12 protein-coding genes, 1 rRNA gene and 1 pseudogene are annotated in these 14,393 nt (G+C 65.9%); 6 read left to right on the forward strand and 8 right to left on the reverse strand.

Annotated features, from left to right (window positions below; translation table 11 throughout):
* Nucleotides 1-163 precede the first annotated feature (163 nt).
* A 5S ribosomal RNA gene (rrf, locus tag E8M83_RS01010) occupies nt 164-276 on the forward strand.
* 209 nt (nt 277-485) lie between these two features.
* Here the strand turns inward: rrf and E8M83_RS01015 are convergent.
* The 4 genes from E8M83_RS01015 to E8M83_RS01030 all read right to left on the reverse strand — a co-directional run bounded on the left by E8M83_RS01015 (nt 486) and on the right by E8M83_RS01030 (nt 3,717).
* Nucleotides 486-827 (reverse strand): DUF1840 domain-containing protein, encoded by a 342-nt coding sequence (locus E8M83_RS01015; protein ID WP_137171539.1) that lies wholly within the window; start codon nt 825-827, stop codon nt 486-488.
* A gap of 78 nt (nt 828-905) precedes the next feature.
* A complete protein-coding gene (locus E8M83_RS01020) occupies nt 906-2,453 on the reverse strand; it encodes a hypothetical protein (RefSeq protein WP_137171540.1) in 1,548 nt (515 codons plus the stop codon).
* Entirely contained in the window at nt 2,450-3,196 is a 747-nt protein-coding gene (locus E8M83_RS01025; protein ID WP_137171541.1) for an ABC transporter ATP-binding protein, read from the reverse strand. Before E8M83_RS01025 ends, E8M83_RS01020 begins: the two co-directional genes overlap by 4 nt.
* The gene (locus E8M83_RS01030; RefSeq protein WP_229491374.1) at nt 3,193-3,717 is read right to left on the reverse strand and encodes a hypothetical protein; all 525 of its coding nucleotides are present in this window, start codon (nt 3,715-3,717) and stop codon (nt 3,193-3,195) included. The genes E8M83_RS01025 and E8M83_RS01030 overlap by 4 nt, the downstream gene beginning before the upstream one ends.
* Nucleotides 3,718-3,987: 270 nt before the next feature.
* Between E8M83_RS01030 and E8M83_RS01035 the strand changes: the two are divergent.
* The 3 genes and pseudogenes from E8M83_RS01035 to E8M83_RS01045 form a co-directional block, all read left to right on the forward strand.
* Nucleotides 3,988-4,161, forward strand: a pseudogene (locus E8M83_RS01035) (2Fe-2S iron-sulfur cluster-binding protein); the annotation flags it as partial.
* Entirely contained in the window at nt 4,154-6,298 is a 2,145-nt protein-coding gene (locus E8M83_RS01040) for a molybdopterin cofactor-binding domain-containing protein (RefSeq protein ID WP_137171542.1), read from the forward strand. The pseudogene E8M83_RS01035 and the gene E8M83_RS01040, both read left to right, overlap by 8 nt.
* A 117-nt stretch (nt 6,299-6,415) precedes the next feature.
* Complete coding sequence (locus E8M83_RS01045; protein WP_137171543.1) at nt 6,416-7,366, forward strand: GlxA family transcriptional regulator; 951 nt, start codon at nt 6,416-6,418, stop codon at nt 7,364-7,366.
* A 902-nt stretch (nt 7,367-8,268) separates the two neighbouring features.
* On the opposite strand, the gene E8M83_RS01055 is transcribed toward E8M83_RS01045, so the two are convergent.
* The 4 genes from E8M83_RS01055 to E8M83_RS01070 form a co-directional block, all read right to left on the reverse strand.
* Nucleotides 8,269-9,786 carry a YifB family Mg chelatase-like AAA ATPase gene (locus E8M83_RS01055; RefSeq protein WP_137171545.1) on the reverse strand — a complete coding sequence of 506 codons (1,518 nt, stop codon included), beginning with the start codon at nt 9,784-9,786 and terminating at the stop codon, nt 8,269-8,271.
* A 106-nt stretch (nt 9,787-9,892) separates the two neighbouring features.
* On the reverse strand, nt 9,893-11,284 hold the full coding sequence (locus E8M83_RS01060) for a beta-propeller fold lactonase family protein (protein ID WP_373995025.1): 1,392 nt from the start codon (nt 11,282-11,284) through the stop codon (nt 9,893-9,895).
* Nucleotides 11,281-11,673, reverse strand: a complete 393-nt coding sequence (locus E8M83_RS01065) for a DUF305 domain-containing protein (RefSeq protein ID WP_170976647.1) — start codon at nt 11,671-11,673, stop codon at nt 11,281-11,283. Before E8M83_RS01065 ends, E8M83_RS01060 begins: the two co-directional genes overlap by 4 nt.
* A 4-nt stretch (nt 11,674-11,677) precedes the next feature.
* Nucleotides 11,678-11,995, reverse strand: coding sequence for a CzcE family metal-binding protein (locus E8M83_RS01070; protein ID WP_137171547.1), 318 nt, complete (start codon nt 11,993-11,995; stop codon nt 11,678-11,680).
* Between the two features lie 152 nt (nt 11,996-12,147).
* Here E8M83_RS01070 and E8M83_RS01075 point away from each other — a divergent pair, with 152 nt between their 5' ends.
* Nucleotides 12,148-12,819, forward strand: a complete 672-nt coding sequence (locus E8M83_RS01075) for a heavy metal response regulator transcription factor (protein ID WP_137171548.1) — start codon at nt 12,148-12,150, stop codon at nt 12,817-12,819.
* The gene (locus E8M83_RS01080; RefSeq protein WP_137171549.1) at nt 12,816-14,231 is read left to right on the forward strand and encodes a heavy metal sensor histidine kinase; all 1,416 of its coding nucleotides are present in this window, start codon (nt 12,816-12,818) and stop codon (nt 14,229-14,231) included. The genes E8M83_RS01075 and E8M83_RS01080 overlap by 4 nt, the downstream gene beginning before the upstream one ends.
* The last annotated feature ends 162 nt before the right edge of the window (nt 14,232-14,393 follow it).

The raw sequence follows: 14,393 nt of genomic DNA on the forward strand, positions 1-14,393 counted from the left end.
GTAAGGCTTGTCCCTATAACCTTGGTAGTCCGAGGTTGACGAGTACAACTGCTTGAATACAAGCTACAACCCAACATTACTTCTTCCAGATTCAGAGCTTCGCCCGACGTAGGGTTGGTAGCTTCGCTGCCGACGCGTCCAACGAACGCTCGTACAAGTCATGCCTGATGACCATAGCAAGTCGGTCCCACCCCTTCCCATCCCGAACAGGACCGTGAAACGACTTTGCGCCGATGATAGTGCTGCAACCAGTGTGAAAGTAGGTTATCGTCAGGCTAGTTATATAGAAAAACCCCCACCAGCCTACATGCGCTCAAGATCGCGTGTAGTGCAGGTGGGGGTTTTTTGCATTTCGGACTAGAAAATAGGACCGAATGCGCTCCAGTGGCTCGTGTGTGGCTGAACGCGTAGCGTAATCTGGCCCAGTGGACCAGATTACGAGCCATCGACCCTACATCGTGATTTGCGCGCGACGTGGATGCGTTTCACACACCCCACAAGACATCGGTCTTGTTATCGCGCGCCGATCGCAGCATTTCCAGCAGCGGATACATGCGCGTCGAGAAGCTGACCACTTCGATCGGTCCATGATCATGGTCGTCTTCATCGCGATGATGCGCCTGGACGTCTTGCGCCACCTGGTCCGTGGCCTGGTGCTTGCGGCTTTCTTCTACCTCGGACTCGATCAGCGGAATGATTTGTTCCGCTTCTGCCGCGGTGATGACACCGCGCTCAGGTTCCTTGTGTAGCAGGTCGAGAATGCGCTTGGCATGCTCCTGGTACATCAGGACTTCTGGGTAGGATCTGCATTTAAAGGTAATCAACATGGTTATCTCTTGGTTTTGTTAGTGATTCAACGATAGCACGACTCACGCGCCTTTACAGTGCGCGCGCTCGCACAAGGCTCAGCCCCGCCTGACCCTCAGCAGCCAGGCTGCCCCGAGAACCACGATGGCCAACATGCCGCTTCCCGTGACGGCCAGTGCTCCCGTATCCGAGAGCGGTGAACCGGCGGCTCCGGCCAGGAACCAGCCCAGCGCGCCCCAGGCCAGGTTGTTGAACAGCTCGAGCATATTCATCACGATCCCACCTTTGCCGCGCCCCTTGAAGTTGCTGCGAACGCCCGGCCGACCGCACCAGAACACGATCAATCCCGCCCCCAACACGGCGCCGCACACGGCGAAGCACACGATCAAGCCGGCAGCAGGCATCCTGGCCGTCAGCCACGACAGCGGAACGGCCACCAGCGCCAGCACTGGCATGACGGCCGCCGCCAGCTTGGCGCGCCGCACCGTGCGCAGCGATGCCGGCGAGACCAGCAGCAGGTCTGGCGCATCCTCGGCCGACAGCGCGATCCAGGCCAGCGCACCGGTCAGCGACCCGCATAACAGCGCGAGCCCAGCGCCCAGCGCCTGTACCTGCACTTCGCTGCGCTGGAAGATCAGGAAGAACAGCGGCAGCAGGAACAGCAGCTGTAGCAGAACCTGCGACAGCAGATGCGGATCGCGCACGATCAGGCGCCATTCCTTGACGACGACGGTGTCGAACAGGCTGCGGCCGAAGCGATGACGCCGCGGCGCCCCACGCGCAGGAACAGCGCGCGACGCCGATGCCGCCAGTTGCAGCCCACGCGCAAAGAAGCGGTGGGTACGCCGCGCCGTCAGCACGAAGACGAGACCCGCGGCGGCAGCAAGCAGCAGCATGGGCAGCGGCTCGCCCAGCATGGCGCGCGCCGGAAGCAGCAGTGGATGGAACGTCAGGCCGTCCCGGCCCAGCAGGCCCTCGATCACACCACGCACCCGGCCCTGCGCCTGCCTCGATGACAGCGACTGCAGCTGCGATGCGATGACAAGCAGCGCCCCGGCCAGCGCCCCGATCACCTGCGCCACCACGCGCGTGCGGCGCGCACCCAGCACCCGCACCAGGCCCAGGGTCAGCAGCATCGCCACGCAGCTGCACAGCACTGCCACCGAAATCACGCCCGGATAGATGCCGAGCCAGCGCCACTGCCCCTGCAGCAGGCCGGCATGGGCAAACGGCGCCAGGAAGAACAGGTAGATGGCCGCCGTACCGGCAGTCACGCCGGCCAGGCGTACCGTGAAAATGCTGTGCGAGGGAAGGGGGGAGGACAGCAACAGATCGAGGTCGCTCCGTTCGAACATCACCAGCACGCTTGACTTGATCGCCGACGACAGCATGAAGGTCGCGCCGCCCGCCAGCACGGCGCTGATGGCGAGCAGGATGCGCGGGTCGTCGCCCGCCACGCCTGCCAGCTTCCCGACCGTGACCCAGCCCAGCAGGTGCAGTGCGGCCCACCCGAGCAGTACCAGGGCGAGCGCCGCATTGCCGGGACGGCGCCTGCCCGTGCCGTCCTTGCCGCCGGACGCATTGAACCAGGCCAGCCGCAGCTCATGCCGCAGCAGCCAGCCGACGCTGCCCGGCGCCGTGCTCATGGCGTCGCGGTCAGTTGCAGGAACACGTCTTCCAGGCTGCCGCCCTGGGTGAGCGCACGCAGTTCATCGAGCGTGCCTTCGGCGATCAGGCGCCCCTGGCGGATGATGCCGATGCGCTGGGCCAGGCGCTCCGCCACTTCGAGGATGTGGGTGGTCAGGATGACGGTGCCGCCTTTTGCCACGTGCGCCAGCAGCAGGTCTTTCACCTGGCGCGCCGCGGCCGCGTCCAGGCCGGTGAGGGGTTCGTCGAGGATCAGCAGCTCCGGGTCGTGGACCAGGGCGCCGGCCAGGGCCAGCTTCTGCTTCATCCCGCGCGAGAAGCCCTCTGTCAGCTCGTGCGCATGCTTGCTCAGGTCGAGCCAGTCGAGCAGCTCGCGCGCACGCGGCTCGGCCTCCTCGGCGCGCACGCCCCACAGGCCGGCCACGAATTCCAGGTATTCGAAGGGCTTGAGCTTCCCGTACAGCATCGGCTCGTCCGGCAGGTAGGCCATCTTCGCCTTGGCTGCCGCCGGAGCGCCGGCCAGGTCGATGCCCAGCACCTCGATGCTGCCGGCATCCGGCGCCAGCAGGCCCGTGACCAGGCGCAGCGTGGTGGTCTTGCCGGCGCCGTTGGGGCCGAGCAGGGCGTAGAACTCGCCGCGCCGCACGACCAGGTCGAGGCCATCGACGGCGGGGCGGCCGAAATCCTTGCGCAGGCCAGCCAGGCGCAGCGCGGGAGCGGACGACTCCGTGGCGGTCTTCATTGCGCCGTGAACGAGGTCAGGAACTGCTCGACCTGCGCGGCCGGGACAGCATTGGCGGGGCCGAGCACGATGACCTGGTAGAAGCGCTCGCCGCGCGCCTCGAAGCGGCCATGCAGGCGCATCGGCCTGCCGTTGGCGGTGCCGGTCGCATCCACGCCCAGGCTGTCTTGCCCCGACGGCGCCGCGTCCTCGGCGGCGCCAATATTACGCAACAGGGCCAGGCGCATCGCCGGCAGCGCAGCCCGGGCGAGGACAGCGTCCGGCGCCGTGGCGGCGCCGACGGCGAAGCTGGCCCCATCGACTTCGGCCGCGGTCATGGTCATCTCCACCCGCAGGCCGTCGACGTCCACCGGGCGGGTGAAGGTGGCCGGCTTGGCCGGGAACAGCACCTTGTAGCGGCCCTCCTGGTTCGTGTGGTCGCGCCAGTTATAGGCGGGATTGCAGCCGGCCAGCAGGCTTGCCGCCAGCAGGGCAGGGACGATGAAGCGCAGGCGGGATCTAGGCAGGTTCGAGGATCGCATAGCGCGATAGTAGCAGCAGCGGCTATCTCCTTTGCCGTTTTTTGGGGCGTTGCGGCGACGGTTTTCTTTTGGCATGGCGGCATGGTCGACCGAAAGCGGAAGGCTGGAATCGAGGGATCTACGTCCGGCCGTGGGGGACGAGTTCTGCGACCATTCGCCCAAACAAACCAGTCCAGGGGGATGGCATGAAGGTCAACGGAAAGAACCATGAGGTGGATGTCGAGGGCGACACGCCGGTGCTCTGGGTGCTGCGCGACGTGCTGGGCATGACAATCGGGCCAACTGATGTCGGCGGCGGCCCTGCTCAAGTCCAACGGCAAGCCCACCGACGAAGACATCGACACGGCCATGAGCGGCAATATCTGCCGCTGCGGCACCTACCCGCGCATCCGCGCCGGCATCAAGGCCGCCGCCCTCACCCTCGCCGGAGGCCGCCATGCATGACGATCTGCCGAACCTGCCGCGCCGCGCCTTTTTGGTGGCCGCCGCCGCCGCCGGTGGCGGCCTGCTGCTGGGCGTGTCCATCGCCAGCGGTCCCGCCGCGGCGGCAGCCGCTGCCCAGCCCTTCGAGCCGAACGCCTTCGTGCTGCTGGGCCCCGACGGCATCGTGACCATCACCATGCCCTATATCGAGATGGGCCAGGGGACCTACACCTCGATACCGATGCTGGTGGCCGAAGAGCTCGAGGTCGGCCTGGACCAGGTACGGGTCAGGCACGCCGGCGCCGACGACAAGCTGTACGGCAATCCCATGCTCGGCTTGCAGATCACGGGCGGCTCGTCCTCGATGCGCGCCGCCTGGCTGCCGCTGCGCCAGGCCGGCGCCACCGCGCGCACGATGCTGGTCCAGGCCGCGGCCCAGGAGTGGAAGGCCAGTCCGCTCGAGTGCCGGGCGCGCAAGGGCGAAGTCGTGCATCTCCCCAGCGGGCGGCGCTTGAAGTATGGCGCGCTGGCGGCGCGGGCAGCGGCCTTGCCGGCGCCGCCCGAGGTCAGCCTCAAGCAGCCGCGCGACTTCATCCTGGTCGGTCAACCGGGCAAGCGCCTCGATACGCCGTCGAAGGTCAACGGCAGCGCCAAATACGGCATCGACGCCATCGTCCCCGGCATGAAGTTCGCGGCGCTGGCCCAGTCGCCTGCCTTCGGCGGCAGCCTCAAAAGCGTCGACGAACGCAAGGCGCTGGCCGTGAAGGGCGTGCGCCAGGTGGTCAAGCTCGACGATTGCGTGGCCGTGATCGCCGACCATACCGGTGCCGCCCGCAAGGGCCTGGCCGCGCTGGAGATCGTATGGGACGACGGCCCCAACGCCGGGGTCAGCAGCGCGACCCTGGCAAGCGCGCTGGCGAAAGCGTCCGACGGCGCGGCGGCCAGGGTGCGGCAAGAGGGCGAGCCGGGCCAGGCCGGCGGCAAGCAGATTTCCGCCGTCTACGAGCAGCCTTACCTGATCCACGCCGCCATGGAACCGCTCAACTGCACCGTGCACGTGAAGGACGGCAGTTGCGAGCTGTGGCTCGGCACCCAGGTGATGACCCTCTCCCGCGCCGCGGAGGCCAAGGCCGCGGGTGTTGCGCCGGAGCAGGTAACGGTCCACAACCACTACCTGGGCGGCGGCTTTGGCCGCCGGCTGGAGACCGACATGGTCACGCGCGCGGTGCAGATCGCGCGCCACGTGAAAGGGCCGGTCAAGGTAACCTGGAGCCGCGAGGAAGATACCCGGCACGACATCTACCGCGGCGGCTTTTACGACAAGATCGCGGCGCGCGTCGACGCCGAAGGCATGCCGCAGGCCTGGACCCACCGCATCACGGGTCCGTCGACGGTCAAGCGCTTCTTCCCGGCCGGCTACGTCAACGGCTTCGACGAAGAGGTGGTCGAGGGCGCCATGCACCCGCCCTACGCCTTCCCCAGCATGCTGGTGGAATACGTGAACCACGAGCCGCCGGTGCCGACCGGTTTCTGGCGCGGCGTCGGCCCGGCCCACAATATTTTCGTGGTCGAGAGCTTCATCGACGAGCTGGCGGCGGCGGCCGGCAAGGATCCTGTCGCCTACCGCAGCGCACTATTGAAGGACAATCCGCGCGCGCTGGCGGTGCTGCGCCTGGCGGCCGACAAGGCCGGCTGGGGCAAGCCGCTACCGAAGGGACAGGGACGCGGCGTCTCGTTGCAGCACGTGTTCGGCACCTATATGGCGCTGGTGACTGACGTCGCCGTCGGCCAGGATGGCGAGGTGGCGATCAGGCGCGTGGTCGTGGCAGTCGATACCGGCGTCGCGATCAACCCCGACACCATCCGCGCCCAGCTCGAGAGCGGCATCAACTTCGGCATCTCGGCCGCGCTATGGGGCAAGACGACCGTGGAAGGAGGCCGCGTCCAGCAATCGAACTTCCACGACGTGCGGGTCTTGCGGATCAACGAGGCGCCGGCGATCGAGACCCATATCGTGACCAGCAGCGAAGCGCCGGGCGGCATCGGCGAGCCGGGCACCTCGGCGCTGTTTCCGTCGCTGGCCAACGCCGTGTTCGCGGCTACCGGCAAGCGCCTGCGCACGCTGCCGATCGATCCCGAACAGCTGCGCAGCGCCTGAGCTTGGCCGCAGGGAATCGATGCGCCGGACGGGCCGGCCTCCTTCGAAAGATGGGGACTTCGGCCAGCCGGCGCGTCTTGGCGTATTATTTTCCCTGTTGCGCATCCTAGGACCATCATGAAACGCAGAATCGGATTCCTGTTCCCGCCCGGCTTCCAGGCGCTCGACCTGATGGCCACCACCGTATTCGAGATCGCCAACGGCCTCGACGGCGGGCCGTTCTATGACATGACCATGCTGTCGGAGCAGGGCGGCGTGCTCGCCAGCTCGTCCGGCATCGGCGTGTTCACCGAAGCCTTCGACCGGCGCGACTACGACACCCTGATCGTGGCCGGCATCATGACCCCGCTGAGCGTGAAATCGAGCGCGCCCTTCCTGGCCTTCCTGCGCGAAGCCAGCGAGGCCTCGCGCCGCACCGCCAGCATCTGCACCGGCGCCTTCATCCTGGGCGAGGCCGGCCTGCTCGACGGCCGCCGCGCCACCACTCACTGGGCGCTGGCGCGCGACCTGCAACGTGCCTGTCCGAAGTCGCGCATCGAAGAAGACAGCATCTACATCAACGACGGCCGCGTATGGACCTCGGCTGGCATGACCGCCTGCATCGACCTGTGCCTGGCGATGGTCGAGGCCGACCTGGGCAAGGACGCCTCGAAGCACATCGCGCGCCAGATGGTGGTCTACCACCGCCGCAGCGGCGGCCAGTCGCAGTTCTCGGCCCTGCTCGAGCTGGAGCCGAAATCCGACCGCATCCAGCAGGCGCTCACCTACGCCAAGAGCCATTTGCGGCGGCCGCTGTCGGTCGACGAACTGGCCGGGGCGGCCAACCTCAGCACGCGCCAGTTCAGCCGCAGCTTCAGGCTCGAGACCGGCCAGTCGCCGGCGCGCGCGATCGAGGTGCTGCGGGTCGAGGCGGCGCGCGCCATGATCGAGACCAGCAACCACTCGATCGACGTGGTCGCCCGCGAGACCGGCTTCGCCGATCCCGAGCGCATGCGGCGCGCCTTCCTGCGCGCTTTCGGGCAGCCGCCGCAGGCGATCAAGCGCGCAGCCCGCGAGCAGGCGGCATAGGCCTGGTCATTGCGGCGGACTTTGTCAGGAAGTTCGCAATCGCGTGAGGTTGTGCTGGAGTCGCAGGCGTAGCATCTGTTCCGAATGCGGGTCCAGCCAGTGCGCGACCTGGGCATAGGCATACTCGACGCGGGGCAGCAAGGAAGCGAGATAGCCAGAGGCTTCTTCGGTGCTTCCAAAACCGAATCGATGTGCATCCGCGAAAAGTGCTTCGCGCGATATGTCGAAACGGCCTGTGGAAACCTGCATGCTCAGCGTTGTTGGGGGCTCGACAGGATTAGGGACGACGTCGAAGGCCGGGGGCAGACGCCATCGGCCTTCGCTGCGTCGATGTAACTCGGCGCGTACCTGAAGTAGCCTTTCCCGGCGGCGGGACCGGCCTGATAACGGCCAACGGTGACCCACTCCCCGTTATCGGGACGTTGAAGATAAACGTAGAGTGGCTTAGAAGTACTCTGCATCCGTTATCCCTCGCTCCTGCCTGCTGTGGCGGACCCTTCGGTTTGCACTGCCTTCCCATAGTTTCGAGTCCAGCGGTGGCGCTGCGTCATCCATGATTCCCAGGATGAGCAACGCAGCAAGATACGTACCGACTGCTGCCCCAGGATCACCCTGCTCCAGCCGTCGCAGCGTTGCTTCTGAAATGCCCATCCTCGCGCACAAGTCCACAATCGTGATGCGTTGAGTCAGGCGTTGAGTGCGGATGCTGCGTCCCCAGATGACCAGCCGCTCTTGAACGAGCGTCGGTAAACCGCTTGAGTCCGAAAGTTTGCGGGGCATATTACCTCCATAGATAGTGCATTGTAATACATAAAGCTCTATCTATGACTGGTAGTGAACACTGATATAGTTATAGATAATGTATTATGTTCTATAAAAGTCTATCTATGATGGGTTTAATTCTAGTCGTCGCGCAGCGCGCGCCGATACCCGATCGCCTCGGCCACGTGCTTCGAGCTCACGTGCTGCAGGTCCGCCAGGTCGGCGATCGTGCGCGCCACCTTGAGCACGCGGTGGTAGGCCCGCGCCGACCAGTGCAGGTGGCGCGCCGCATCGTGCAGCAGCCGGCGCCCGGCTTCGTCGGGCGCGCAATGGCGGTCGATCTCGCGCGGCCCCAGCTGGCTGTTGGGCCGCCCCTGGCGCTCGACCTGGCGCGCATGGGCCTGCGCCACCCTTTGCGCGATGATGGCGCTCGGTTCGCCCTCGGCCTGCGCCCCCATGCTCTCGGGCGGCATGGCCGCCACCGGCAGCTGGATGTCGATGCGGTCGAGCAGGGGGCCGGAGATGCGTCCCTGGTAGCGCAGCACGGCGTCGGGCGTGCAGCGGCACTTGCCGCTGGCGTGGCCCAGCCAGCCGCAGGGGCAGGGATTCATCGCCGCGATCAGCTGGAAGCGGGCAGGAAAGTCAGCCTGGTGGGCCGCGCGCGAGATCGTGATCTGCCCCGATTCCAGTGGCTCGCGCAGCACCTCCAGCACCCGCCGGTCGAACTCGGGCAGCTCGTCGAGAAACAGCACCCCATGGTGGGCCAGCGACACCTCGCCCGGCCGCGGCAGGTTGCCGCCGCCCACCAGGGCCACGCCGGACGTCGTGTGATGCGGGCTGCGAAACGGCCGCTGGCGCCAGCGTTCGGGCGAAAAGCCCCCGGCCAGCGATTGCACGGCCGCCGATTCGAGCGCCTCGGCCTCGCTCATCGGCGGCAACAGGCCCGGCAGGCGCGCCGCCAGCATGCTCTTGCCGGCGCCCGGCGGGCCAATCAGCAAGGTGGAATGGGCGCCGGCTGCCGCAACCTCCAGCGCGCGCTTGGCATGCTGCTGGCCCTTGACCTCGGCGAAGTCGGGATACAGTGGCGCATGTAACAGGCCAGGCCCATGATGGCGCGCCAGCTTCGGCGCATCGGGCGCGTTGGCGAAGTGCGCGCAGACTTCGAGCAGCGTGCGCGCCGGGAGGATGGCGGCCGCCTCGACCAGCGCGGCTTCGTCGGCATTGGCCAGCGGCAGGACGAAGGCGCGCATGTCGTCATCGCCGTCGCGCGCCATCGCGAACGCCATCGCCAGCGCGCCGCGCACCGGACGCAGTTCTCCCGACAGCGACAGCTCGCCCGCGAATTCGTAGCGGTGCAGCGCATCGTCGCGGATCTGGCGCGACGCGGCCAGGATGCCCAGCGCGATCGGCAGGTCGAAGCGGCCGGACTCCTTCGGCAGGTCGGCCGGCGCCAGGTTGATCGTGATGCGCCGCGCGGGGATATCGAAGCCCGAATTCTGCAGCGCCGCGCGCACCCGGTCTTTCGCTTCGCGCACTTCGGTATCGGGCAAGCCGACGATCGCGATACCGGGTAAACCGTTGGCCAGGTGGACTTCGACACTGACGGCGGGCGCTTCCATGCCGGCCAGGGCGCGGCTTCTCAGGACGGCCAGGCTCATTGCTTTCCTTTTCGCATGCGCGGAGACGTTTCATCGTAACGTAGCCGGCATGCGACCTGTTGAGAGCAAACAGGTGTGCGACTCAAGCGATGCGGCGCCGCCCCCGCTAGCGGACGTCGGCCAGCACGGCGGCCGCGAGGGAAGGGGCGGCGGCGCCTTCCATGACGAGGATCCGCTGGCTCGCCGGCGCGTCCGAACTGCCCGCTACCGCGTACGCCTTGACGGGACCGATGACCGTACCGCTCGCCGCTCCATTCGCATCGGTCACGAAGTTGGCAGCAGGCTTGTCCATCCCGGCAAGATAGACGCTGTAAGTGGTCATGGGCTTGAGCTTGAACAGCGAGACTTCCAGCGAGTCGATGACCCCGAGATTGCGGACCACGGCAAAGCCGCGGCCGCTGCCCTGCACGGCGCGCAGCGACACATTGACCGGATCCTCATTGAGGCGCGGCGCTAGATTGGGGGCCGCGCCGGGCGCGCCGACCCCGGGAAGGTAGACCAGGGCCTGGGGGGCCTGGCCGCCGCCCATGCTGGCGATCACCTTGTTGCTCGCCGTGTCGATGACGTCGACACCATCGCCGTTTTCCAGTCCCACGTACAGGCGGCTGGAGTCGGTAGAGGTCCAGATGCCATGCGGCAAGGCGCCGGTCGGGATCGTTGCGAGCAGCCTCGGCTCGCTCCCGGTGCTGAACACCTTGACGGCATTCTCCCCGCCGACCGTGACATATGCCCGTACATCGCTGCCGACTTTAGCGAAGGCAAGATGGTTGGTAATGAAGCCGGTGTCGATCGTGCCGATCACCTCGAGCGTACGGGTATCGATGCGGGTGACCTTGCCGACGTCCTTGTGCGTCATCCACACTTCGCGGTGATCGGGGGTGAACTGCAGGAATGGCGAAAACGGACTGACTACCGGAATGCGTTTCACGACCTTGCGCGATTTGACGTCGATCACGTCGACTTGCGGCGTAAAGCTCGAGACGACGAAGGCCAGCTTGCCGTCCGGGTGGAACTGCACCATGCCCGGACCAGGCGCAGTCTGGATGCGGGCGGTTTCCCTGAAGATCGCCGGATCGATGACCGAAATATAGTCCTCGCCACGTACGACCACCCAGGCCTCCTTGCCGTCGGCGGTGAAGAAACCTTCATGGGGCGAGCGGCCGAGATAGGTCTTGCCCTTGACCTTGTTGGTCGCGGTATCGATGAAGATGGCGGAATTGGAGCCGTTGGAGACGACCAGCAGCGTCTTGTAATCCGGCGTGAAACCCATTCCATGCACATTGATTTCGCCCTTGTACAACGGCGAGAGAACGTCCGGTCGACGATTGCCGAGGCGTATCTGGCCGAGGAGGCGGTTACTCGACGGGTCGAACACGGATACCGTGTTGGTATTCTGGTCCGCCGTATACACGCGATCCATTGCGGCGGGCGCGGCGTTGGAGGCCGATGCCGCTGTCATGGCGATCGCGGCTGCGGCAAGGTATTGGCATCGCATCATGGTTGTCCTTTACTGTTTCCGTAGTGCAGTAGCCAGGCGCGCATCAGGTTGATCTCGTTCTGCTGCTCGGCGATGATGCCGAGCGCAAGATTGCGCACGGCCGGGTCTCGGGTATGCAGGAGCACTGCCTTGGCCATATCGACCGCGCCCTGGTGATGGGGAATCATCATCGTGATGAAGTCGTGTTCCGCCTGGCCATTCATCGGCGCGCGACGCATGCCATCGTCCATGACGGCCATCGCATCGGCCATCAGCCGGTCGAAAGACCGGGTGCTGATGGCTTCGAAGACCGGCACGTTGCCGGTCGTCGATACGCCGTGGCCATGGTGTGGCGCTTGCGCTGCAGCGCTCGTACAGGCGGCCGCGAGCAGGAGGGCGAGGGCGCGCATCCCGTCAGCCCTGGTAGATCGGGTTGGCCAGGACCCAGATGCGCACATTGCCGACGTCCATGCCTTCGGGCGCAAGGGTCTTCAGATCGAGCACCGCTTCCCGGGTGCGGGTGTTGAAGTTCCAGTCGATGCGACGATCGTCCAGGATGAAATGGACGGTCTCGCCGTCATGCACATTGACGTTCCGGGTGCCGGCGTCGAGCTTGACCACGCGGCCAGGCGTATTTGCGTCGGCGCGGCTGCCGTAATCCGACGCCGGTGGCTCGGCGGCATGGACCTGGGCGGCGAAACCGACGGTGACCAGCAGGGCGATGGCTTTCATGATGACTCCTTTTCGTGATTGGCAGCGCTGCGGCTGCGATGGAAAACAGCATAGTGGCCTGGCCCTGACGCCGGGATGACGCCATCATTACAATTAAGTAATCCACGAGCTTGCCGGAAGCGCGCACAATGTCGGCAAGGAGAGCGACACCTATGCGCATATTGATCGTCGAAGACGAGCCGAAGACCGGGGACTATCTCCACAAGGGGCTGCAGGAATCGGGGTTCACGGTGGACGTGGCGCGCAACGGCGTGGATGGACTCGGCCTGGCGCTCGAACTGGATTACGCACTGGTCGTCCTTGACATCATGCTCCCACGCATGGATGGTTGGACCGTGCTGCGCCGCCTGCGCGAGCGAAAGGATATCCCGGTCCTGTTCCTGACGGCCCGCGACGACGTTCCCGATCGTGTCCGTGGGCTGGAGCTGGGCGCCGACGACTATCTCGTCAAGCCGTTCGACTTTACCGAGCTGCTGGCGCGGATACGCACCTTGCTGCGGCGCGGACCCGTGCGCGAGGCGACGTTCATCCGGCTGGCCGACCTTGAGATCGACGTGGTGCGCCACCGTGTCATGCGCGCCGGCCAGCGCATCGATCTCACGCCCAAGGAATTCTCCTTGCTGCACCTGCTGGCCAGGCGACAGGGCGAGGTCATGTCGCGTTCGCTGATCGCATCCCAGGTGTGGGACATGAATTTCGATTCCGACACCAATGTCGTCGATGTCGCGATCCGCCGCTTGCGTGCCAAGATCGACGATATGTGGCCGGACAAGCTGGTGCACACAGTACGCGGCATGGGTTACGTCATGGAGTTGCGTGGGTGAGGCGGCAACGGTGGTCGATAGCACTACGCCTGGCGCTGCTGTTTTCAGCGATCGCGGTCGTGATCCTCGTCGTGATAGGCGCCTACCTGTACCGCACCTTGGCAACCCAGATGCTCCAGCGCGACGACATGGATTTGTTGAACAAGGCGACCGTGCTGCGGCATCTGCTGGCCGGAGAGGAGTCGGCCGCCACGTTGCGGGCCGCCCCGGGGCGGGTGCTGAGCACGGTGTATGGTGAAGGCGTGTCCCTGCGGATCGAGGATGGCCCGGGCAGTCTGCTGGTGCAGAACGGGGTAGCGCCGCGCCCACGCGGTGCGTTGTCGCCGGTACCGCTCGCGCTCGATCCGCGCGCGACCGACATCCGGGAACTGCCGTCCGGTTCGGGACGCGCACGCGGCGTGGCGGTCATGGCAGCGACCGCGGACGGCGCGCCGCTGCGCGTGTGGCTGGCGCGCGAGCGCTCCGAACGCTTGCTGGTGCTCAGGCGCTACGCGGCCGACCTGGTCGGCGCGCTCGTGGCGGGGGCGGCGATCATGACGCTGCTTGCGTTCGCGATCGTGCGCCACGGATTGCGACCCATCCGGCAAGTCACCGCGCAAACCAATGAGATCAACGCGCATCGCCTGAACAACCGCCTGCCGGTGGATGCCGCGCCGGTCGAGTTGCAGGGCCTTGGCGTCGCGTTCAATGCGATGCTCGACCGGATCGAGGAAGGCGTGCAACGGCTTGCGGTTTTCGGCGCGGATCTCGCGCACGATATGCGGACACCGCTCAATACGCTGATGATCGAAACGCAGGTCGCCCTGTCACGATCGCGATCGGTCGAGGAATACCAGGCCCTGATGGCCTCGAACCTGGAAGAGTACGAGCGTCTCGCGCGCATGATCGAGAACACGCTGTTCCTGGCACGCGCCGAGAATGCCCAGCTCAAGCTGGATCGCGGCAAGCTGGATGCCGGCGCCGAGCTGTCGAGGATACGCGACTATTTCGAGGGGCTGGCCGAGGAGGCTGGGGTGGCGCTGGTCCTGGAGCCGGCCGGCGCGGCAGTCGCGCTGCACGCCGAGCCGATCCTGTTCCAGCGCGCCGTCGGTAACTTGATCTCCAACGCGATCGCCCATACCGCCGGGGGCGGCATGGTCAGGATCCTGGCAACGCCGCACCATGCGAGCACCATGGTCGCGGTCAGCAATACGGGGGCGGGCCTCTCTCCCGAACGAATCGACCGGATATTCGACCGCTACTACCGCGGCGACGAGGCGCGCTCGATGGATGGCGCCTCCGCAGGTCTCGGCCTGGCGATCGTTCGCGCGATCATGCTCTTGCATGAAGGGCAGGTTGTTGCCGACTGTAGCCGTGCCGGATGGACGACATTCGCGCTGTATTTCCCCAATCCGGGCGAGAACGACAGCTAGGCAGCATTCATCCGTTATGCCAGGCGCGCATCAGGGGGCGCATATTCCCCGAAATCGTCGTCTGTTCCAGGATTTCGACCGCCTGTCACAAAAACCTGACATTGCATTGTATTAACGCTACATTATCTGCAAGGAAATACATGCCACCATCAACCGCCCAGG

This window comes from Massilia sp. HP4 (assembly GCF_005222695.1).
In the GTDB taxonomy this organism is placed as follows: Bacteria; Pseudomonadota; Gammaproteobacteria; order Burkholderiales; family Burkholderiaceae_D; genus Telluria.